Source organism: Pseudomonas sp. GW821-FHT09C09, from assembly GCF_059418105.1.
The window spans coordinates 269239-292841 of sequence record NZ_JBWKPF010000006.1 but is presented as its reverse complement, the minus strand read 5'-3'; the positions used below and the strand labels follow the sequence as shown (position 1 = coordinate 292841).

The following is a 23603-nucleotide window of genomic DNA, read 5'->3' as shown; positions in this document are numbered from 1 at the left end:
GTTTCCTCACCTTTTTATTGGAACGACACCGATGACTGCTCGCGCAGAGAACGCGGGCGCATGTCGATCCAGTGCTCATTGATGTAATCCAGACAGACCTGACGTTCACCGCGCATCCCGGCCGCATTCCAGCCGCTGGCCATCGGCTTGCACGCCGGCCACAGGGAATACTGACCCTGAGCGTTGATCACCACATCGAATTGCTGCTGTGCGTCATTCATGTCGTTTCTCCTGTTGAACGGGATTGCAGCGCTGCCAGGTGCCGGATCAGCCCTTGTGCGAGATGGTTGAACAGCGCACGCCGCTCCTCGTCGGTCTTCGCACAGGCCCAGACGTAAACCCGCGCCGACGCTGCGCAAACCTGCGCATACGCATCCGCGTCGTCAGCCGCGAAGGCCCGGGACGAGATTTCAACATTGGCGGTGGCATGGGCCTGAGCGAACGCAGTGGCGCTGGCGTCGGTATTCAGTTGCGCGTAATACACCGCGAACGCTTCGGCATCGCCGAAGTGCTCGGCGATCATCGCGGTGTTGCTCGGCGCGAGGCCGTAAGTCATCGCACTGGCATGGGCCTGGGCGTACGCCGCGTCATAGGCATAGGCCCGTCGATACAGCGCCAGTAGCACCGGTTTGAGGGTGGCCCGCCACTCGCCCTGACGCCCGGACAAACCGAGGGCCGCCCGTTGATGCAGGCTTTGCAATGCGAGCAGCGCCGGCCGGTGTTTCGGCAATGCCTCGCACAACATCGGCACGACAACATCGGCTTGCCAACGATGAATCGGACGAAGCGACTGCGTGTCCTCGAACCTGTAAATCCCTTGAGGCAAGACATCGGGCTGCTTTTCGCACAGCACCTGCACCAAGGTCGGCAACCACCGAGGCATCAAGATCGGCTCATTCATATCGACGGCCCCTCCGTGCCAATGACCTCGGCCAGCATCCGCGCCCAAGGGCCCGCCACGATGCCGTAGTGGTCGGTGTCCAGTTGCTGCCAGCTCTGCAACTGCGGCAGCAAGGCCTGCCAGTTGCGTTGCAGGTCATTCATGTTCCAGGCGTTGCCCAGCCCATAAGGGTTGGCGTGCCCCGCGATAAACATCTGCACCCGTGTGTTGCTCAGCGCTGGAGGCTGGAAGTCGACCATGCTGGCCATGTTATTGCGGCAGCACACCGTCAGCCGCTGCAAATAAGCCTGACGTTCCTCGGACATCGCCTGCCCTTCGACGTCAGGCCAGCGCTGGGCAAACTCACGTTGGAATACCTGTTCGATGGTCCGCTCGTCGATGCCGGCCAGTTCCGCACCGGCATCCGGCGCGGGTGGGTCGATCAGGTACAGCAGCGGTTGCCTGAAGCCGTCAGCCTGGGCCTGCTGACACAGCGCCTGCGCTACCCAGGCCCCGAACGACCAACCTGCCAGACGCCAGGCGCAACCGTCTGGGAGATGGGCCTTGATCGCCTGCAGATACAACTGGGCCCGCTCGACAATGCTGATGTTCGGTAGCGCCGGCACACGCAACGCAGGATCCGCAATCACGCACACGCCAAGATCCGCAGGCAACGCCGAAACCAGTTCCCGGTAAGCCTGAACATCACCGCCCACCGGATGAATCAGATACAGCCACTCGCGCCCGGCGCCGGCATGCCATTGGTCGATCCGCACCGCGTCGTTCCAGCTGTGTGGCGCGTCCGTTGAAGCCTCTGCCGTGGAATCTGCCACCAGCCCCACCACCTCGCTCAGGCTGACCTTGTGGCTGAACTGCGACAGCTGGAACACCTCGCCGGTGGCGGCTTGCAGTTCATCGATCAGGTCCAGCAAGGTCAGCGAATCCGCGCCCAGGTCGTACAGCGAATCGTCGTCCTCAAGCTCAGCCACGCCGAGCCATTTGCACAGGCACTCACGCAGTCGCACGGAAATCTCCACGCCCTTCGGCACTGCGACCGGCGCGGCCACGGCGCCATGGCGAACCGGATAGAAGCGCCGCGCCGTATCGATGCCGGTGGTGGAAACCAGCAGTTGCGGCAACTGCCTCGCCATCGCCAGATCGAACACCCGACAACCCTCTTCGGCCGACAAGCCGACCGTCAGATGCTCCTGATGCGCAGCGTCTCCGCCATTGCTGGTCGTGGCCATGCCGACGTCACGCCAGATGTCCCAGTTGATCCCCAGGCGCAGGCAAGCATTGGCCGAATCCGACCGGTAATGCGCGAAGCCGTCGAGCACACCGCTGGCTGCCGAATAATCCAGATGACCCGCGCCGCCGAACAACGCCGACATCGACGAGCAGTACAGGACGAAGCCCGGCGAAAGCTGTTCGATCAGGCTTTCGACCGCCAGCATGCCGCGAGTCTTGGCGGCCATCGCCTCGGCCATCTGCCGGGCATCCCGATGGCGAATCAGACTGCCGGCACCGACACCCGCCGCATGAATCACCCCGGTCAGTTGACCGTAGCGTCGGGCCAGTTGATCGAGTACCTGCGGCCAGCGCGACAGGTCCGCGATGTCCGCCTGAAGGCAATCGATTCGCGGCGAATAAGCTGCGAGACTTGCAGGCAACTGCCCCTGACGCGAGAGCAACACCACACGCCGCCCGGGCGCTTGCAACAGATGTTCGCAAAGGGTTCGACCAATCCCGCCAGTGCCGCCCAGCACCAGAAACGTACCGTCCTCCGGCAGCAGGCTGGAAGTCGTGGTCGGACCCGGCAATGGCTGAGCGATCAACCGTGGCTGCCACAGGTAACCGTCGCGCACCGCCATCCGCCGAGGCAGCGCGGCCGGATCGCCGAGCAGCGCCGCCAGCTCTGCGGCCTGCGCATCAAGGTGCGACGACGGCCAGTCCAGCCAGTGGCATCGCACCGGGTATTCCTGCGGCACCACTTCGCTGATCCCGGCCAGTGCCGCCAACTCGGGACGTCGGACCTCGCCGTCCACCGGACACGCCTGCCACGACATCAGCCACAGGCGCAGACGCGTCGTGCGTGCGGTTTGCCCCCAGGCCTGCATCAGCGCACTGATCGTGTCCAGACAGGCCCACTGCGCCAGATCCAGCGATTGCTCGTTGACCACGCCTGACACCGCCAGCGGCAAGGTGTGCAGCCAGTCGAGTTCGCCGGTTTCAGGTTCTGTGACCTCGGTGAGCAAACGATTCAGAGCTTCGGTGTCCAGCGGATCCAGTTCGAAACGATCTGCGCCGAGATGCTTGAAACCATTGCCCGCGCGCACTTGAACCACGCGTCGATATACCGTTCGCAGATGTTCCAGCAACGTCGCGCCGGGTGCTTCATGACTGAAAAGGATCAGCGTTTCTCGTGCGCCGCTCGTTACCTTTGCGTTCAGGCGTTGGACACGCACCCACTGCCGCTGATGAAACCACTGCGCCAGAGGTTGCCGCTCGATACCTGCGGAAACAGGGACAGCGATTTCGCCAGCAGGTTGAAACCGATAGGTCTGGAGATCAAAAGACGACGGCTGCAAATCCCAGGGCGGCGGTGCCGAGCGCTGCGGCCACTGGATATGGGCGCCTTCGTACCAGGCCTCCAGCAATACCTGCGCTGAATGATCACGGGCGATCAGTTGTGCAGCCGACGTGGAGATTTCCTTGATCGTTGCCGGCTGCAAAGGAATTTCTTCACCCGGCTGGCAAACCATCGCAAAGCGCCAGCGCAGTTGTCTGCGACCTGACTGCAAATGCCGCAGCAATGCAGTCTGCTGTTCCGGATGCGTTTGCAGGTGTTCGCGAATCGCCGCGATATCGCGCAGCAGTTCCGCTCGGCTGTGAGCCGAGATCATCAGCAGTGGCAGCGTTTCCTCGGTCACGTCCTGCGTCTTGGGTGCGGCGCCGACAATCACATGAGCGTTGGTGCCACCGATCCCGAAACTGCTGACACCCGCCAGACGCCGCCGCCCTTCCGGCCATGGTCGGGACGTGGTGGGCACGTAGAACGGTGAATGCTCCAGATCGATCTGCGGGTTGATCCGGCCAAACCCGAGGTTCGGCGGCAGCACGCCATGGAACACCGCCAGACTGGCGCGGATCAGCCCCACCACCCCCGCCGCCGCGCCGAGATGGCCGATCTGGCTCTTCACCGAGGCCAGCGCGCAACTGCCGGCCGGCGCCTCGCCGAAGGCCTTGGTCAACGCCGCGACCTCAATCGGATCGCCGAGCAAGGTGCCGGTGCCATGGGCTTCGATGTAGCCGATGTCAGCGCCAGTCAGTCCGGCGCGGCTCAAGGCATCGCTGATGACCGCGCTCTGCCCGGCCACCGACGGCGCGGTGTAGCTCATTTTGGCCCGGCCATCGTTGTTCAGTGCAGAGCCTTCGAGCAACGCGTAGATCCGGTCGCCATCCGCCCGCGCACTGGCCAATGGCTTGAGCACCACCACGCCATAACCGCTGGCGCCGATGGTGCCGCTGGCGTCGTCACTGAACGGGCGGCACAGGCCATCGGCGGAAAAGATGTGCTGCGAGCGATGTCGGTAACCATCGGTCAGGGTCGGATCGATCAGCACACCGGCAGCCAGCATCACGTCACTGTCGCCCTGACGCAGCATCGAACTGGCCAGGTGCACGGCGATCAGCGAGCTGCCGCACGCTGCCTGCACGCTCAGGGCCGGGCCATTGAGGTCCAGGTGATACGCGGCCTTGGTCGTCAGAAAGTCCTTGTCGTGATGCAGCGCCATCTGGAAGCCATCCGGCAGATCGCCTTCAGCGGTGTCGCGCAGCAGCTGCTGGAAGTAGGTGGTTTCGCCGCAACTGGCGATCAGGCCGATGCGCGGACCGTCCGCCGACGGAACGATGGCCGCGTGTTGCAGGGCCTGCACGCACCCCATCAGCAGATGCCGCTGTTGCGGATCCATCAGGCGCGCTTCCTGGCGGCTGATGCCGAAGTACTCGGGATCGAAATCGAGCATGCCGGCCAGTTGGCTGCGGGCGCCGACCAGACCTTCGCTCGCATCAAAGTGTTCGATGCCCAGCCCATTCCCCTGCACCATCGCCCAGAACTCGGACAGGTTCTGCGCCCCGGCCACATTGACCGACATGCCGATGATCGCCATCGGCTGGTGACCTGCATCGGTTTGCCGGACACGCTCCACTGCTGCCACCGAAGCCGTCGACAGATGCGCCGCCAGACGCCGTATCGTGACGTGCTCGAACAGGTCGGCCATTGTCACCTTGTGCGGCAGCGCTTCGGCGTAACGACCATGCAAACGCATCAGCCCGAGACTGGTGGCGCCGGCCTCGAAGAAGGTCTGTTCCGGTTCGATTTCACGGCCGATCACATCCCGGAACAGCTCGCTCAGTTGCCGTTCCAGTGCGCTCAACTGAACAACCGGTTGTGGCGTGCTGCGACGCTCCAACGCCTCGCCCACATTCGGCAAGGCCTTGCGGTCGATCTTGCCGCTTGGGGTGCGAGGCCAGACGTTGATCCGCCGATACTCATCGATTCGCACATGGGCCGGCAGCCGTTTCGCGACTTGACGATCCAGCTCTTGCGACGTGGCAGGCTCGCCATCGAGTTGCAGCCAGGCGATCAGGCGCGGCGGATCGCTCTGAACCGCCACCACCGCGTTGACCACTTCCGGCACCTGCATCAGCGCCGCTTCGATCTGCCCCAGCTCCAGACGATGACCGCTGAGTTTGATCTGCTGGTCGTCACGTCCCAGATAATGCAGGCAGCCCTGGGCATCGGCCCACGCCAGATCGCCGGTGCGATAGAACAAGCGGCCCTCTGGCAGCTCTACAAACCGCTTGGCATTCAGATCAGCGTCAGCCAGATAACATCGGGTAACCATCGGCCCCGCCACCAACAGATAGCCACGGCAACCGCTCGGCACCGGGCGGTCGTGCTCATCGACCAACAGCAACCGGGCATTGCCCACGGCATGGCCAATCGGCGCCCGCAACGGCCAGTCACGGGGCTGCGGAGGCAGACGCAAGGCACTGACCACATGGGTTTCGGTCGGGCCGTAGTGATTGAACAACGAAGCCTGCGGCATGCCGCCAAACCAGTTGCGCAGCGCGTCGGTACAGAGCAATTGCTCCCCGGCGGTGATCACCTCGCGCAATGCCGACGGGTAAATCCCTCGGGCCACAGCGGTTTGCGCCAGATGCTGCAACGCCACGTACGGCAGGAACAACCGCTCAATCCGCGCCTCGACCATGTAATCCAGCAGCGCCTCGGCATCCTGACGCCAGCGCGGCGTGATCAGGTGATAGCAGCCGCCCCCGCACAGGGTGCTGAAAATCTCCTGAAAGGACACATCGAACGACAGCATGGAGAACTGCAGGGTTACCGCTTTCGCCGGCAACTGCCCTTCCGTGCGCTGCCATTGCAGCAGGTTGCACAGGGTGCGTTCCGGCACTTGCACACCTTTGGGCGTGCCGGTCGAGCCGGAGGTGAACAGCGTGTACAGCGGTCGCTCACCGGCGTGGCGTAGACGCTCGAACGCTTCGGCATCGACGTGCAGATCGACCCGATGCGTGGCGAATCGTCCGGCATTGAGAGCATCGAGCGCGGCCGTCGTCGTGTCGCTGAGCAGCACACAATGAGGCTTTGCCTGTTCCAACACCTGACGCTGGATCGCCATCGGGTAAGCGGGATCCAGCGGCACGGCCGTCAGGTTGAGTTTGGCCAGCGCCAGCAAGGCGACGATGTGCTCGACCGAGGCATCGAGAAACAGCACGACATGCAGCGGCGCGCTACCGAGAGGCAATGGATGATGCTCGATCAAGTCAGCGGCCAGAGCGTCGGCCAATCCATTCAGCTCGCTATAAGTGAGTTGACGCTGACCTTGCACCAACGCAACCGCATCCGGCGTGCAATGCACCTGATGCTCGAACCAGTCCGCCAGGGTGTTGAACGGCAGCTCACCCTTCGGCCCTTCACTGGCCGGGGCCAGAGCATGTCGATAAGGCCCCAGCAGACTGTCGAGCGTCGCCGTCGGATTTTCCAGCAACAGGTCCAGACCACGGTGGAACAACGCATTCACCGTGCTCATCTGTCCGGCATCGAAATAGCTGCACTGATATTCCCACCAGCACTCCAGCTGCGAACCGCTGCCCACCATCAACAAGGTCAGCGGACACTTGGCGTGCAGGTGTTCGTTGAACTCAAGGGTCGCGCGCAGACTGGAGTCAGCCAGTGCCGCGTAATCAGTGTTTTCCAGCACGAACATGAAATCGAACAGCGCGGTACTCGACGACAACCGCAGGTCTTCGACCAGATCCGCCAGTGCCACGTCCTGCAACGCCAGCACCTCGCGCACGGTGGCGGTCTGTTGATGCAGCTGTTCGCTCAAGGTCACTGTGTGGTTTACGGCGGCGGGAATCAGCACGGTGTTGGCAAACATGCCGACGCTGTCCTCGAACTCCGCCAGCGGCCGGTTGGCCACCGGGCTGGCGATCCGGGGCCGCTCGCATCCGGTCAGGGCGTAAAGACTCCAGGCGAAGACACTGAACAGCACTTCGAAACGGGTCAGCCGCTGCTGCGTGCAGAACCGTTCAAGGGCTGCACTGCGCACCGCGCCCAGGGGTTCGTGGTGCAACCTCGCGTCCGGGCTGACCGGGCGCATCGGCATCAATGCGGGTGACGGTTCTTCCCGATGACGATGCAACTCGGCCAGGGCTCGCCGCTGGTTGCGGTAATGCGGATCGACGCCCCACTGCCGCTGCCACTGGCCAAATTCCAGCGTCGTCAGACGGGCTTCCGATTCAGGGCTTTCGCGACCTTGCACAGCGTCGGTGTAGAGCTGCTTCAGGTCGTCGAACAGCAGGTTCACCGACCAGCCATCGACGATGATGTGATGCAGATTCAGCAGCAGCCGACAGCTGCCATCGGCGAACGGCAACAGCCACGCCTGAAACGGGTTCGGTGTGGACAGGTCGAACGGCGTGCCGAACACCAGCTCCGCAAAGGCCTGCCAGTTGTCCTCGGTAAAGTGCCCGACGGCGAAGGTGCGGCAGGCCGAACCTTGCTCGACGATCACCTGATCAAGACCCTCGGCACCCGATGCGAATGCCGTGCGCAAACCAGGATGGCGCTTCACCAGACGGTCCACGGCCTCGCCCAGTGCCGCGACCTCGACACCGGCCGCCAGATGCAGAATCAGCGGCACGCTGTAAGCGGTCGAGGTCGGCGTGCGTTGCTGCAACAACCACAGGCGGCGCTGTTCGGCGGTGGCTGGCAAGCGTACGACGGGACTGATCCCGGGCGCAGGGGGATATATCGAATCGCCACGCTCACCCAGCAGTTGTCCGGCCAATGATGAGAAAGACTCGTTGAGCAACGTGTCGAGGGGGATCTCGCGCTGCCAACGGTTACGAATCGCCGAACGCAGACGCATGGCCTTGAGCGAATCACCACCACTGCCCAGCCAGTCGTCCTGCGCACTCAAGCCCGGTTGGCCGAGCAGCGAACGGGCCTGACTCAGCAACCAGTCCAGCGCCGGTGAAGCGTTGTCGTTTTCCATGGCCACGGAAGCTGGATGCCATGGACTCAGCGGTTGCCCCAGCAAGCTGTCGCGATCGATCTTGCCATTGGCCGTCAGCGGCAGGCGCTCCAGCAGGAACAACTGATGCGGTCGCATGTATGGCGCCAGTTGCGCCCGCAAATGGGCTTCGAAGGCGTGATAGTCCAGCTCCCCGCGCGGCACGATGAACGCCAGCAGCTGATGGTCCTCCGCCGCCTGACGCCGGGTGCAGACGTACACCTGCGTCACGCCCGGATGCTCCAGGATCCGTTGCTCCACCTCCCCCGGTTCGATGCGGAAGCCGCGAATCTTCACCTGACGGTCGACCCGACCCAGACACTCAATCAAGCCTTCGGCGTTGCAGCGCACCAGATCGCCGGTGCGGTAATGGACGTGCGCGCCACCGTCGAGGTCGGGCAAACGGACGAACTGGCGGGCGGTTTCTTCGGGCCGGTTACGGTAGCCACGGGCAACACCGCTGCCACTCAGATACAGCTCGCCTACCTCTCCCGCCGGCACCGGCCGTTGCTGTTCATCCAGCACCTGCACGCCGGTATCCGGCAGCGCTCGGCCAATGGGCGCCAGGTCTCCGGTAAAGTCGCGGTTGATCGGCCAGCACAGGGCGAACGTGGTGCATTCGGTGGGGCCATAGACGTTATGAATCCGGCACTGGCTCTCTGGATTGGCCCGATACCATGCACGAACCGCCGCAGCGCTGATCTGTTCGCCGCCGATCAACACCTGACGAGCGCTGGCAAAGCACGACGGCCACTCGGCAATCAAGGTGTTGAACAACGACACCGTCATGAACAGGTTGTCGACCTGCGTCCGCTCCAGCACCTCGGCCAGACGCCGGGCATCCAGCACGTCTTCGTCGGCGATCATCACGCAGCAACCGCCGTTTAGCAGCGGTGCCCACAGCTCGAAACTGCACGCGTCGAACGCCGGGTTGGACAGGCAGGCAAACCGGTCCGCTGGACGAATCTCGATATAGCTGTCGGTGTGCGCCAGACGCAACAGACCACGCTCGCCGACTTCCACAGCTTTCGGAATGCCGGTGGTGCCCGAGGTGTAGAACAGGAACATCACCTCGGAGAACTCTGCGGTCAGCGCTTGCGACGGAGTGTCCGGCTGGTCGAGCAAGGCCTCGACGCTGGACTGCCACAATGAAGGCGACCACTGAGGTTCTTCGTCCAGGGTAATCAACCCCACGCACGCCGCATCCGCCAGCATCAACTCCCGACGTTTGAGCGGACTGGTACGGTCCAGCGGCACGACCACGGCGCCGATTTTCAATGCGCCGAGAATCGCCGCCAGCCATTGCCAGCAACGTGGCATGCACAATGCCAGCGACTGACCAGGCTCGACGCCGTGTGCCAGCAACCCTCGGGCGATACGCTCGCTGGCGCTGGCCAGTTCCGCGTAGGTCAGGGTTACCGAGCCGTCGATGACGGCCGCAGCTTTTGGATTGCGCTGCACTTGCCCAGCAAAGCGCGCGAGCAACGTCAGGTCATTGGGCGCACTCATCATTTCGCCTCCTGCGCGGCGAAGCATTGCAGCTCCTGCCGGATGATCTGCGAGACCCGATGGATTTCCGCGCTTTCCAGCATGTCCCAGTGCCCGCCGCTGACCAGTTTCGCCAGATAGCCGCTACCGGAGCGGCGACGCCAGAAGCCGCGCAGTTCATGCAACTGATGGCGGCTGAAGTCTTCCCGCGCCTGAATCAACACCACGCGACCGGCACGTGGCGCGCACTCATAGGCGGCCATGGCCAGCCGGTTGTGGTTATAGATGTGGAAATAGCGCTCGACTTGCGCGTCTTCGATGCCGGGGTACATGCCGTTGAAGCGCACCAGTTTGTCGCGGAACTCGGCCATGTCCACGGTGCCGATCTGTTCGCGGAAACCCGGATCATCGCTGCCTTGGGTATCGAGCAACACCACGGTCACCTGACGATGCCCGGCCGCCGTCAGCAACCGCGCCATTTCATAAGCCACCAGGCCACCGAACGACAGCCCGGTGAGAATCAGTGGTTGCGTCGTCAGCGGTTCGATCAATCGCAGATACGCTTCGGCCATCGCTTCAACCGTCGGCTCGGTACTCTCCCCTGGATTCAGCCCCGGCGATTGCACGCCGTAAACACCGGCCTCGTCCGGCAACACCTTGGCCAGCGACAGATAACAGAACGCCGTACCGCCCGCCGGGTGAATGCACACCACATTGCTCTGCCCCGCGCCACGGCGGAACTCGATCAGATTGCCCTGCGCCACCGCCGGGTTCGCCCCGACCCGCAGCCAGCCGCCCAGCGCTTCAATGGTCGGGTAGCTGAGCACCACGCGTACCGGCATATCAACCGCGAACACCTGGCTGATTTCATGGGCCATCTTGATCGCGGCGATGGAAGTGCCGCCGACGTTGAAGAAGTTGTCGCGAATGCCGATCTGCGGCACCAGCAGGAGGCGTTTCCAGATCTGGTACAGCGTCAGCTCGATGTGATCGCGCGGGCTGCTCAGGTTGACCTGACGATTGACCATTTCCTCATCCGCCAACGCCGTCAGCGCAGCGCGATCGACTTTGCCATTGGCGGTCAGCGGCAAGGCATCGAGCCACAGATAACTGCCCGGGACAACCGCACGAGGCAGTGTCGTCGCCAGATGGGCCTGCACCGCCGCTTCATCCATCGACTCGGCGACCACACAACAGGCCACCAGCCGCTGATCCTGCGCCGCCTCGCCGACCATCAGCACCACAGCGCTGCGAATGCCGGGAAACGCTTCGAGCCGGGTTTCGATCTCACCCAGCTCCAGACGCACGCCGCGCAATTTGACCTGAAAGTCGTTGCGCCCGAGAAACTCCAGTTGGCCATCCGGGCGATAACGCGCCAGATCGCCGCTGCGATAGAGGCGATCCCCCGCCACGAATGGATTGTCGATAAAACGCTCGGCACTGAGCTGCGCCAGCCCCAGATACCCCCGGGCCACGCCGACGCCGCCAATGTGCAATTGCCCGGTGACACCCACCGGCACCGGCTCGTCGCGGTCATCGAGTACGTAAAAACGGTTGTTGGAAATCGGCCGACCGATCGGCAGTTGCCGGGCCGGCACCTCGGCGCCTGGTTCCAGGGTCCAGATGCTGTTGATCACCGTGGTTTCGGTCGGGCCGTAGACGTTGTGCAACCGCGCGTGGGGCAGGCGCTCCTGAAAACGCCGGGCCAGGGCTGGCGGCAATTCACCGCCGCCGCTGAATACATCGGTCAGCGATGTACACAGACTGACCTCTTCGACTTCCAGAAACAGCTGCAACATCGCCGGCACGAACACCAGCGCCGTGACCTGCTGCTCGCGCACCTCGCGGGCCAGATACGCCGGTTCGTAATGCCCACCGGGCTTCGCAATGATCAGACGCCCGCCGGTTGCCAACGGCCAGAATGTCTCCCACGCCGAGGCATCGAAACCGAACGGGATCTTGTGCAGCATCGCTCCCGCTTCGCCACAGACCTGCAAACACCACAGCAGCAGGTTGCTCAGACCACGGTGGGCGACCATCGCGCCCTTCGGCAACCCGGTAGTGCCCGAGGTGTAGATCACGTAGGCGAGATGGTCGGGGGTAACGCCGACATGGCGCGGATCGAGATTGTCGGAAGACAACGCCGCCCAGCTCGAGACATCTTTTTCGAGGTCGAGAATCGGCGCTTCCCAGGTCGAACCTTGTACAGCCTGACGCAAAATCCCGTGCGCCGAGCCGAGGGTCAGCAGCACCGCCGGCGTGCTGTCGCCGAGCATGTGGCTCAGGCGCCCCAGCGGATAATCCGGGTCCAGCGGCACATAGGCGCCACCGGCCTTGAGCACTGCCAGCAACGCCACCGGCAGTTCCAGCGAACGCTCGATGCACACCGCCACGCGCACGTCCGGGCCGACGCCCAGCGTGCGCAAGTGCCGCGCCAGTCGGTTGGCCCGGGCATTGAGTTCGGCGTAACTCAGTGACTCGCCTTCAAACACCACCGCGCAGGCCTGAGGGTTGCTCGCGGCCTGCGCTTCGACCAACTGATGCACGCATTGCGCCGGTTGCGACAGCGGCATTGTGCGGTTGAAGTCGACCAGCACCCGCTGACGCTCGGCCTCGTTCATCAACGGCAAGGCATTGATCGCTTGCTTGGCGTCGGCGGCGATCTGTTCGAGCAGGTGACGGTAATGCCCGCTCAGGCGTTCGATGGTCGCGATGTCATAAAGGTCAGTGTTGTATTCCACCAGCAAGTCCAGCCGCCCTTCCCGCTCGACCCATTCAAACGCCAGGTCAAACTTGGCCGTGGCGCTGCTGGTGCCGTACGGCGTCAGTTCCAGATCGGGCATCTGTACGCCACTGCCGGGGGTGTTCTGCAGCACCAGCATCACCTGGAACAGCGGCGAATGCCCGGGATCGCGCTGCGGGTTGACGGCTTCGACCACACGGTCGAACGGCACGTCCTGGTGGGCGTGGACGTCGAGCATCTGGCCACGCACGTCGCGCAGCAGTTCGGCGAAGGTCTGCTGCGGATTCAGGCGCTGACGCAACACCAGCGTGTTGACGAAATGGCCGATCAGCGGCTCGACTTCCGGCCGATTGCGGTTGGCGAACGGCGTGCCGATGCACAGATCCTGCTGACCGCTGCGGCGCCACAACAGTACTGCCAGCGCCCCCAGCAATACGTTGAACAGCGTGCCCTGGGTCTGCCGGGCCAGCGCCGTGAGTTCGCGCAGAGTGCCGCCATCGACAGAGGAACTGAATGTGGCACCGACATAACGCTGCACCAACGGTCGCGGCCGGTCGGCGGGCAGGGTCGACAACAGTGGCGCGTCGTCCAGGGTGCGACGCCAGTAATCGAGCTGAGCATCCAGCGCCGCACCGCCGACACGCTGTTGCTGCCAGCAGGCGTAGTCGGCGTATTGCACCGGCAACGGCGCAAGCGTCGAGGTCTCACCACGCAGATAATCGCCGTACAGCGTCGCGACTTCCTGCAGGATCACGCCCATCGACCAACCGTCGGCGATGATGTGATGCACGCTGTACAGCCACAGGTATTCGTCGTCCGCCACACGTAACAAAGACGCGCGCAGCAATGGCCCGGTGGCCAGATCGAACGGTGCCCGGGCGTCCTGTTCGACGGCGAATCGCACTTGCTGCTCACGCTCTGCGGCCGGCAACTGGCGCAGGTCCGTCACCGACAACGACAGCGGCATCGACGGGTGCACGACCTGACGTGGCTCGCCATCCACACTGCAAAACGTCGTGCGCAGGGCTTCGTGGCGGGCAACCAGTTCGTTCAGTGCCTGCTCCAGCAGCGCCACGTCCAGTCGCCCCTTCAGCGTCACCGCCGTGGGCACGTTGTAGAACGGGTTGCCGGGTTCCAGTTGATCGAGAAACCACAGTTGCCGCTGCGAGAACGACAACGGCCAGGACGCGTGTGCGCCGGCACGGCGGGGAATCACTGCGTCATCACCGCCACCCAGCAACGCAATCAGTTCCTGCTTGTGAAGCTTGAGCGCCGCGGTCAGTTCTTCGGTGAGAAACCCGCGCGGCGCCTTGCAGCGCAACCTGTCACCGTCCACCTCGAGCACCACGCCATGGCGAGCGAACAACGCCAGCAATTGATCGGCATTCATACTTCGAACTCCTCCATGTCTTCGTCGTCCAGGCTTGCGGTCACAGGCTCGATGGCAAACGCCTCGACCGGCGCGCGGTGTTGTTCATCGGCCGTGCGCAGGCCGCCGATCATCGAGTAGATCAATTCATGACTCGACCCGAGATCGAACAGCGTCGTCAGTTGCTGCTCCTCGACCGAGCCGATCCCGCACAGACCCAGGCCGTGCTCGACGGCGGTCATGCTCAGCAATTGCGCCATCGCGCCGCTTTCGATGTGGCAGAAGTCACGGCTGCGCTCGCCGTACAACGGGCGGATCGCGGCCATGTCGGCGATGAAAAACAGTGAGAACGCGGCGTTCTCGTACACCGGGCGATTGACGAAATAGTCGTAGGTGTCCGGGTCGAGCAATCCGCTCTGGAGCGCCAGCAAACGATGCTGGCGCGGATCGTAGTAATACGCGCTGCCGGGCACACCGAGCACGCGATCCGGTTTGACGTAGAGGTACGCCTGAATCGGGTACAACCCGCCCGCCGACGGGAACTGGTATTTCACCTCACCGTCGAGTTGCCCCTGGGCCAGTGCGGCCAACAAATGCGCGAACGCCTGGGTCGCAATCGGCTGCGCGCCGAACTGGCGCACCGAGCGGTAATCACTTAAACGCCGGGCGAAGGCCGGGTCTTGCGGCAAGTCCAGTGCCACCTCCGACAAGGCTTGAGTGAAGACACGGCGACCGCGTTGCTCAGCCTTGAACTGTGCCCGTTGCTGTGGATCTTCGATGATGTCCTGCGGGGTCTCCGGTGTCGGCTGGACGTTGCCGAGCAATTCCTGACGGGCCCGGTTCTGGCGGTACATACCGAGCAGATGCAGCAACGTCGGCTGGGCCAGCAACTGGGCCACATGCGGGCGGAACTGCAAGGCGCCGGACAAGGCGTTGCTGATCCTGACGATATCGATCGAGGTCGCGCCGAGGTTCAGCAGGTTGGCATTGGCGGCAATGGACTCGCGCTTGAGCACGCCCTGCACGATTTCCACCAGCCGCTGTTCCTGCGGGCCATCGACTTCCAGCGCCGGGCCTTGTTCCTCGATTTGCTCCGGTTCCGGCAGACGTTTCTTGTCGACCTTGCCGTTGGAGGACAACGGCCAGGCTTCGACGAAGGTGAATGACGACGGAATCATGTACGCCGGCAGCTTGTCCGTCAGGTAGTCGGTGAAGTCGCTGGCCTGCAACGCCGGGTCGGCCTTGAGCACATAACCCGCCAGACGCTTTTCGCCCAGCGTGCTGCCGAGGATGCGCACCACCGCGCTCTGCACGCCAGGATGGCGATTGAGCGCGGCTTCGATCTCGCCCAGCTCGATGCGATAGCCCTGGACCTTGACCTGATTGTCTTCGCGACCGAGGAATTCGATGTTGCCGTCGGGCAGCAAGCGGCCCAGGTCGCCGGTGCGATACAGCCATTCGCCAGTCAATGGATGGTGGAAGAAGCTACCCGCGCTGAGTTTTTCATCGCGCCAGTAACCCTTGGCCAGGCCGATGCCGCCGATGTACAGCTGCCCTGCGACCCAGGTCGGGCGCACTTGCAGCGCTTCGTCCAGCACGTAGAAGCGCTGATGATCGAGGGCCTTGCCGTAGGGAATGCTACGCCAGGCCGGATCGACGTGCTTCACCGGATAATAGATCGACCAGATCGACGCTTCGGTGGCGCCGCCCAGACTGATCAACTGCATTTCCGGCTGCAAGGCCCAGGCCCGCTCGGGCAGGGTCAACGGAATCCAGTCGCCGGACAACATCGCCACCCGCAGGCTCGCGGGCAACGCGCCGCCCTCGCCCTCCACGTACTCGACCAGCATGCCGAGCAGCGCCGGCACCGAGTTCCACAGGCTGACCTGATGACGCTTGATCAATGCAAGCCAGTGCGCCGGATCGAGGGTCAGTTGCGGGTCGAGAATGACCACCGCCGCGCCCACGGCGAGGGTGCCGAAGAAGTCATAGACCGACAGGTCGAAACTCAGCGAGGAGATCGCCAACACCCGATCATTCGGCCCGACGGCAAAACGCCGGTTGATGTCGAGCAAGGTGTTGACCGCACCGCGATGGTCAATCACCACGCCCTTCGGCTGACCGGTGGAGCCGGAGGTGTAGATCACGTAAGCGAGGTCGTTTTCGTTCACCTGCACCGGTTGCAATGGCAATGCGTCGTTTGAGACTGCATCGGTCACGGCAATGGGCGTGACCTGCGCCGGCCATTCGACTTTGTCGAGCAGCGTCGGTTGGGTCAGGGCCAGGCTCGCCTCGGCCCGTTCCAGAATATGCCGCAGCCGTTCCGCTGGCTGGGTTGGCTCGATGGGCAGATAAGCGCCGCCGGCGTACAGAATCGCCAACGTTGCCACCACTTGTTCCCAGCCGCGCTCCATCACCACCGCGACCAATCGGTTCGGCAGCACACCCTGCGTTTGCAGGCGGGCGCCGAGTTGCCGGGCCTCAAAACGCAACTGGGCATAAGTCAGTTGTCGCGCGCCGATTACCGCCATTGCATCTGGCGTGGCGAGGGCCTGACGTTCGAACAGTTCGTGCATCAACGGCAGCGTTTGCTGAATGTCGACCGGTGCCGGCAACCGCGCCTGCGGCAGCAGTTGTGGCGTGTTGGCGCCCCAGGCCGCCGGCTCGCAGAGGCTGTCGAGCAACGTGTTATAGGCAACGAACATCTGCTCGATCATGCCTTGCGGGAACAGTTCGTCGATGCTGTCCCAGTTGAACAACAGCCGTCCTTCCAGCTCCAGCAACGTGTGGTCGAGCCACACCTGCGGGGTCTGGGTGATGCTGTGCATGTGCTTGGCGTTCAACGCGTCAGCCAGGTTGAACTCGGCGAGTTCCGGCGCCGCTTCCGACAGCGTGCTGTTGAACACAATCGGCATCGCCGTCTGCTGCACGCCCCGGGCCTGGGACAATTCACGCAGCACCCGCACGCCGCTGACCACCGAATGGTCGATGTCGCGCCACAGCTGCGCCTGCACGGCGCGGGCCTTGTCGGTGAAGCTCAGCGCCCCGTCGATGCCGACTTCCAGCAGCACCAGCGAGGTGAAGTCACCGATGATTTCGTCGACATCCGGGTGCAACGGCATGCGGTTGAACAGTGGCAGGCTCAAGGTGAAACGCGGCGTGCGGCTCCACAGCGCCAACACTTCGCTAAAGGCCGTCAGCAGCATCACCGACGGCGTCACCGCAAACTGCTTGGCCACGGCTTTGAGTTGCGCCCACTGCACCGCCGACATGTCGCGGTCGCGGCGGGTGAAGTGCGGATTGGCAATGCTTTCAGGTTGGCGCACCAGCGGCAGGTCCGGCGCCGGGGCCAGAGTGGTCACCCGTTCACGCCAGTAGCCCAGCGCCTGCTCGTAGCGGCGACCGTTGCGCAGTTGCTGTTCGGCCAATACGTAGTCGCGGAAAGTCAGGCCCGGTTCCGCCAATTCCAGGGTCGGATCGACGTAGAACGCCATGAGTTCGCGGGCGAGAATCTGCGTGCTCGCGGCATCGACGATCAGCGCATCGAGGCTGATGTGCAAATGGGTGATGCCGTCATCGAGCAGCGACAGGCTGAACTCGAACAGCGGCCAGCGACTGGCGTCCAGCACCTGATGGGACTGGCGTTCGCGGGTGGCTTCCAGCGTGCACTGCGCCTCTTCGGCGGGCAAACCGCGCAGATCGCTGCGGAGCATGCGATAGGTCGGCACCTGCGCCAGCACCTGTTGCGTGCCGTCGCTGAGGAACACCACGCGCAGCATGTCGTGGCGCAGGATCATGCGGTTCAGCGCTTGCTCGAAACGCTCGGCGTCGAACCCGGGAATGCGCAGTTCTTCGTAGCCGTGGGCACTGACGCCGCCGAGGCTGACCGTGGCCTCGCGACCGAACCAGTAGGCCTGCTGGATATCAGTCAGCGGGAAGGGTTCATGCCGATTGCCGCGATCCGGCTCGATCTGGATGAACGCCGGTTCTACGCTCTGCTCTTCACGCGAAACCTGCGCCGCCAGATCCCTCAACACCGGGGTCTGAAACAGGCTGCTCAGGGACAGTTGCGCGCCCATGCGCTGATTGATCGCGTAGATCATCCGCGTCGCCAGCAGCGAGTGGCCGCCGAGGTCGAAGAAGTTGTCGTGGATGCCGACCCGCTCGCACTTGAGCACCTCGGCCCAGATCTCGGCCATTTGCCGTTCGATGTCGTTGCGCGGCGCCTCGTAAGTCGCCCCGGCGCTGCGTTCCGGTGCCGGCAGCGCCTGTCGGTCGAGTTTGCCGTTGCGGGTCAGCGGCAATTGCGAAAGCCGGACCCAGGCACTCGGGATCATGTGTTCGGGCAACTGGCGTTGCAGTTCGGCACGCAAGGATTCACAGGTCGCGGAGCCGACCACATAGGCCACCAGACGCTTGTCCCCGGCCACGTCTTCACGCAACAGCACGGCGGCTTCCTGCACGCCGGGTTGTTGATGCAACAGGCTGTCGATCTCACCCAGCTCGATACGGAAGCCGCGCAGTTTCACCTGTTGGTCGATGCGTCCCAGGTACTGCACGTTGCCGTCGGCCTGGAACTTCGCGAGGTCGCCGCTGCGGTACATCCGCGCGCCCGGTTCGTCACTGAACGGGTCCGGCAGGAAGCGTTCGGCGGTCAGGTCCGGGCGGTTCAGGTAACCCCGGGCCAGACACGCGCCAGCAATGTACAACTCGCCCGCCACGCCGACCGGCACCGGATTCAAATATTCGTCCAGCACGTAGAGCCGCGCATTGGCGATGGGGCGGCCAATGGGCGGCGCGTCCGGCCAAGATTCAGCCTGATTGCAGTCAAGGCTGAACTGGCTGACTACATGGGTTTCGGTCGGGCCGTACTGGTTGTGCAACTGCGCGCCGCCGAGCCCACGGATAAAACTGCGCAGCTCGTCATTGATTTGCAGGGCTTCACCGGCGGTGATGATCTCGCAACCGCCGGCCGGCATCGGTGCATCGGCTTCGGTCAGGCCGGCGAGTTGCTGCAACACGGCGAACGGCAGGAACGCCCGCTGCACGCTTTCGGCCACCAGGGTCGGGCGCAGCGCGGCGAGGTCCTTGCGGCTGTCTTCGGTCATCAGCAACAGGCTGCCGCCCTGGCAGAGGGTGCTGCAGATTTCCTGGAACGAAACGTCGAAGTTCAGCGAGGCGAATTGCAGCACGCGCTGCGGTGTCGCCGCTTGATCGAGTTGCCAGGTAATCAGGTTGTCCAGCGCGCGACGGTTGTGGGCGACGCCTTTAGGTCGCCCGGTTGAGCCGGAGGTGTAGAGCACGTAGCCGAGGTTTTCCGGGCTCACCCTGACTTGCGGATCATCAGTCGGGTGTTGTGCCCATTGCGATGCGTCAGTGTCCAGGCAGCAGATCTGCGCATCGTTCGCCGGCAGCCCGGCCATCAGACTCGATTGCGTCAGCAGCATGGTCGGCGCGGCATCGCCGAACATGAACGCCAGACGTTCGCTCGGGTAAGCCGGGTCGAACGGCACATACGCCGCGCCGGCCTTGAGGATCGCCAGCAGGCCGATGACCATTTGCGGCGAACGCTCCAGGCACAGGCCGACACAATGCTCGGGGCCGATGCCCTGTTCGATCAGGTAATGCGCGAGGCGGTTGGCGGCGCGATTCAGTTCGCCGTAGGTCAGTTGTTCACGGTCGGCGAGCAGTGCCACGGCATCAGGCGTTTGCCGGGCGAGGGTTTCGAAACGCGCCACGCAACCGGGCAGCGATGACGTATCCCGTGCGGTACGGTTCCAGTCATGAACGATCTGCTGGTGTTGTTCGGCGCTCAGCAGTTTGATCCCGGCCAGCGACTGCTCGCTGTCCTCGACCATCTGCGTCAGCACCCGGCGCAGGTACTCGCCGAACTGCTCGACGGTGCCGCGTTCGAACAGGCCCGAGGCGTACTCCAGACCACCGATGATCTGTCCGTCGCGCTCATGAAGCGCCAGTTGCAGATCGAACTTGGCCACGTGATGGCTGCTTTCGACCGGCGTGACGTCGAGCCCGGTCAACAGCAGATCGGAATCCTGATCCTGCTCCCAGGCAAACAGCACCTGGAACAGCGGACTGTGGGCCAGACTACGCGGCGGGTTGAGCAATTCCACCACTTGCTCGAACGGCAGGTCCTGATGTTCCTGAGCCCCCAACGCGACCCGGCGCGCCTGTTGCAGCCATTGCGCCACCGACGGCGAACCCGACCGGGTCATGCGCAGGGCCAGGGTGTTGACGAAGAAGCCGATCAGCCCTTCCAGCTCCTGTTGCGGACGGTTGGCCGATGGCACACCGATCACAACATCGTCCTGCCCCGACAGGCGCGACAACAGCAGCGAAAAACCGGCCAGCAAATTCATGAACAGCGTGGTGCCTTGTTGCATGCCCAAGGCTTTCAGGCGCGTGGTCAAGGCTTCGTCGAAGACCAGCGGGACAAAACCACCGAGGTAGTCTTGCACGGGAGGCCGCTTGTGATCCGTCGGCAATTGCAGCACCACCGGCGCTCCCGTGAGGGTTTCGCGCCAATAGCGGTTTTGCTGTTCCAGCACTTCACCGGTCAGCCATTGCTTCTGCCACACGGCGTAATCCACGTACTGCACGGGCAATGGCGGCAGCGGATCGTCGCGATCCTGCAACGCCACTTCGTAGAGTTGCCCCAACTCACGAGTGAGCACGCCCATCGACCAGCCATCGGAGATGATGTGGTGCTGGGTCAGCAGCAACACATGGTCGTCCGGCGCCAACCGCGCCAGGCATACACGCATCAGCGGGCCCCGGCTCAGGTCGAACGGCCGGGCGCCCTCCTCGTCGATCAATCGAGTAAGACGCTTTTGAGCATCGGGCCCTTGCAGATCGGTTACGGTCAGTCGAAGGCTGTGCGCGGGCGGTGAAACCTGCTGCCGCCCTTCCCCTTCAACAGCGATGAAAGTGGTACGCAGCGCCTCATGCCGCGCCACCAGTTGATTGAAGCTGCGTTCGAGCGCCGGCACATCCAGCAAACCGCGCAATCGCAGGTTCAACGGCATGTGATACGCCGCGTTGCCACCCTCCATTTGCGCCAGAAACCACAGTCGCTGCTGGGCAGACGACAACGTTTGCGCGCCCGTCCGTTCAAGGGCCGTGATGGCAGGACGAGCCGCAGCCTGACTGGCTTGCAGTCGTTCGGCGAACTGTTTCAGAACGGGGGCGGCAAACAGCGTCGAAGGCGCGACTTCCAGCCCCAGCGCATGGCGAACCTGCGCCAGCACACGCATCACCAGCAGCGAGTGACCGCCGAGGGCAAAGAACTGATCCTCACGCCCCACTCGCTCGACACCGAGCACTTCGGCCCAGATCGCGGCGAGCTCGGTTTCCAGCGAACCCTGCGGCGCCTGGTATTCCTGCTGATCGAACGCCTCAACGTTTGGCGCCGGCAAACCGGGCCGATCGACCTTGCCGTTGGCGGTCAGCGGCAGCGCATCGAGACGCACAAATGCCGTCGGCACCATGTAGTCCGGCAGGCTGATTTTCAGCTGTTCACGCAGGGAACGCGGACTTAGCGTTGTGCCCGGTTTTTCGCAGTAATAAGCAACCAGTCGAGGCTCACCGAGGCCGTCCTGACGCAGCAGCACCACGCTTTCACGCACGCCTGCAATGTCTGCCAGCCGGGTTTCGATTTCCCCCAGCTCCAGACGCAAGCCACGCAACTTGGCCTGGGAATCGTTGCGGCCGAGGAATTCCAGTTGGCCGTCAGCCCGATAACGCGCCAGATCTCCGGTGCGGTAAAGGCGTTCACCCGCCACGAACGGGTTGTCGATAAAACGCTCGGCAGTGAGTTGCGGCAGGTTCAGATAACCCCGCGCCACGCCGACGCCACCGATGTACAACTCGCCCGCGACACCCTCGGCAACGGGCTCGCCTTGTTCGTCGAGCAGGTAAATCCGGGTATTGGGCAGTGACCGGCCGATGGGCAACACCGCGTCGACCTGACTGCCTTCGGTGAACTCGAAACAGGTGCTGTCGATGCTCGCTTCGGTCACGCCATAGGCCTGGACGATCTGCACCCGCTCACCGCACAGCCTGCGTAGTTGCCGGGCGCTATGGGCAGTCCAGATGTCCGAGCCGCAGACCACGGTGCGCAGGAATGACAAGTCCTGGCCGGTCTCTTCGACCCAGGCCAGCAAGGGATTGAGCAGCGCCGGGACGAAGTCGGCAAAGCCGATCTGCGCATCGCGCATCAGGCGATACAGGGCCGGCGGGTCCATCAAAGTGTCCCGAGGGCACAGCACCAGCGTGCCGCCAAACCCCAGCGCACGAATCAGATCGGCGCTGAATACGTCGAAGGAAAACCCGGCCATCTGCAGATGATTGATCGGCTCGCCCAAGGCATAGAGTTGCGCCCAGGCAGCGCTCACGGCGATCAGCCCGCGATGCTCGACCATCACGCCTTTCGGGGTGCCGGTAGAACCCGAGGTGTAGATCAAGTAGGCCAGGTGTCGGGGTGTCAGGCCTGTCGCGCAGGGATCAGGATTCTCGGTTGACTGTGAAGCCCAATGCGTTGAATCGCCCAGATCGAGCACCGTGGTCGATTGTTCGAGCGCAGTCATCAGGACATGCCGCGCCTGACCGTGGGTCAACACCACCGGCGGCGCGCTGTCGGCCAGCATGTGCGCCAGCCGCGCTTGCGGATACGCCGGGTCCAGCGGCACATAAGCGCCGCCGGCCTTGAGCACCGCGAGCACACCCACCAGCATCTCCAGCGAGCGCTCAAGACAAATCCCCACCCGCACGTCCGGCCCGACCCCGAGGCTGCGCAGGTGATGGGCCAGGCGGTTGGCGCGGATATTGAGATCGCGGTAGCTGAGCGCCTCTTCCTGCCAACGGACGGCAATGGCCTCGGGGTTGCGCAGCACCTGCGCTTCGAACAGACCGTGCACACACAGATCGGTGTCGAACGGAATCGAGGATGAAACGTCGGGCTGCGCGGGATTCGTCCCACGCAAGGAAGTGTTGTCGAGCATCGGAGGCTACCGTCCATGACTGCATTATTTTTGTGATCAGGCAGAGACAGCACGCGCCCCGCCAGTCAGGCCCCGGTATCAGCTACCGGTTCGGTCATTCGAATTCAGGAAGATGGCGCGGCACGCGCATGCAGACTCGCGTCGCACGCAGGCACACACAGGAAACCGGGGGGAGAAAGGCTGGCGAAGAACACCGCGGCGCGGTCCGCGCAGGCAGCTGGGGAGATGACAGAATCGTTGACGACATCCGTCGCCCTGCTCATTGCATCGTCGATTGCAAACCGCGTGATCAATTGAAACCTCGACTTCCATTTGAGGGTCAACGACGAGGAACAACCTGCGCGGTGGGTGACAGCGCCAGGGTGGTCCCGATCGGCTGCGACTGCCGGGTCTGTAGACGCACGGCAATCTTCTGGCGCCGGGTTTGTGACCCGAAGCGCCGCCGGATAATAACCACGTTTTTTGCTGGAGAGGCAAACAAAATGTAGGAAAAATGCGAAATAAA

Annotated in this window: 5 protein-coding genes; all 5 read right to left on the bottom strand. The window is 63.5% G+C overall.

Annotated elements, in window-relative coordinates; genetic code table 11:
• Positions 1 to 14: 14 nt before the first annotated feature.
• From AC07NR_RS20780 to AC07NR_RS20760, 5 genes are read right to left on the bottom strand one after another with little or no spacing between them, the layout of a single operon-like run.
• On the bottom strand, positions 15 to 221 hold the full coding sequence (locus AC07NR_RS20780; RefSeq protein ID WP_495079337.1) for an MbtH family protein: 207 nt from the start codon (positions 219 to 221) through the stop codon (positions 15 to 17).
• A complete protein-coding gene (locus AC07NR_RS20775) occupies positions 218 to 901 on the bottom strand; it encodes a hypothetical protein (RefSeq protein WP_495079336.1) in 684 nt (227 codons plus the stop codon). The genes AC07NR_RS20780 and AC07NR_RS20775 overlap by 4 nt, the downstream gene beginning before the upstream one ends.
• On the bottom strand, positions 898 to 9993 hold the full coding sequence (locus AC07NR_RS20770; RefSeq protein ID WP_495079393.1) for an amino acid adenylation domain-containing protein: 9096 nt from the start codon (positions 9991 to 9993) through the stop codon (positions 898 to 900). Before AC07NR_RS20770 ends, AC07NR_RS20775 begins: the two co-directional genes overlap by 4 nt.
• Positions 9990 to 14102, bottom strand: a complete 4113-nt coding sequence (locus tag AC07NR_RS20765) for a non-ribosomal peptide synthetase (protein ID WP_495079335.1) — start codon at positions 14100 to 14102, stop codon at positions 9990 to 9992. Before AC07NR_RS20765 ends, AC07NR_RS20770 begins: the two co-directional genes overlap by 4 nt.
• On the bottom strand, positions 14099 to 23098 hold the full coding sequence (locus AC07NR_RS20760; protein ID WP_495079334.1) for an amino acid adenylation domain-containing protein: 9000 nt from the start codon (positions 23096 to 23098) through the stop codon (positions 14099 to 14101). Before AC07NR_RS20760 ends, AC07NR_RS20765 begins: the two co-directional genes overlap by 4 nt.
• Between the last annotated feature and the right edge of the window lie 505 nt (positions 23099 to 23603).

What these genes read in the sequence shown, in the direction of transcription:
- AC07NR_RS20760 (WP_495079334.1), bottom strand. Translation starts at nt 23,098, where the DNA reads ATGCTCGACAACACTTCCTTGCGTGGGACGAATCCCGCGCAGCCCGAC.
- AC07NR_RS20765 (WP_495079335.1), bottom strand. Translation starts at nt 14,102, where the DNA reads ATGAATGCCGATCAATTGCTGGCGTTGTTCGCTCGCCATGGCGTGGTG.
- AC07NR_RS20780 (WP_495079337.1), bottom strand. Translation starts at nt 221, where the DNA reads ATGAATGACGCACAGCAGCAATTCGATGTGGTGATCAACGCTCAGGGT.
- AC07NR_RS20770 (WP_495079393.1), bottom strand. Translation starts at nt 9,993, where the DNA reads ATGATGAGTGCGCCCAATGACCTGACGTTGCTCGCGCGCTTTGCTGGG.
- AC07NR_RS20775 (WP_495079336.1), bottom strand. Translation starts at nt 901, where the DNA reads ATGAATGAGCCGATCTTGATGCCTCGGTGGTTGCCGACCTTGGTGCAG.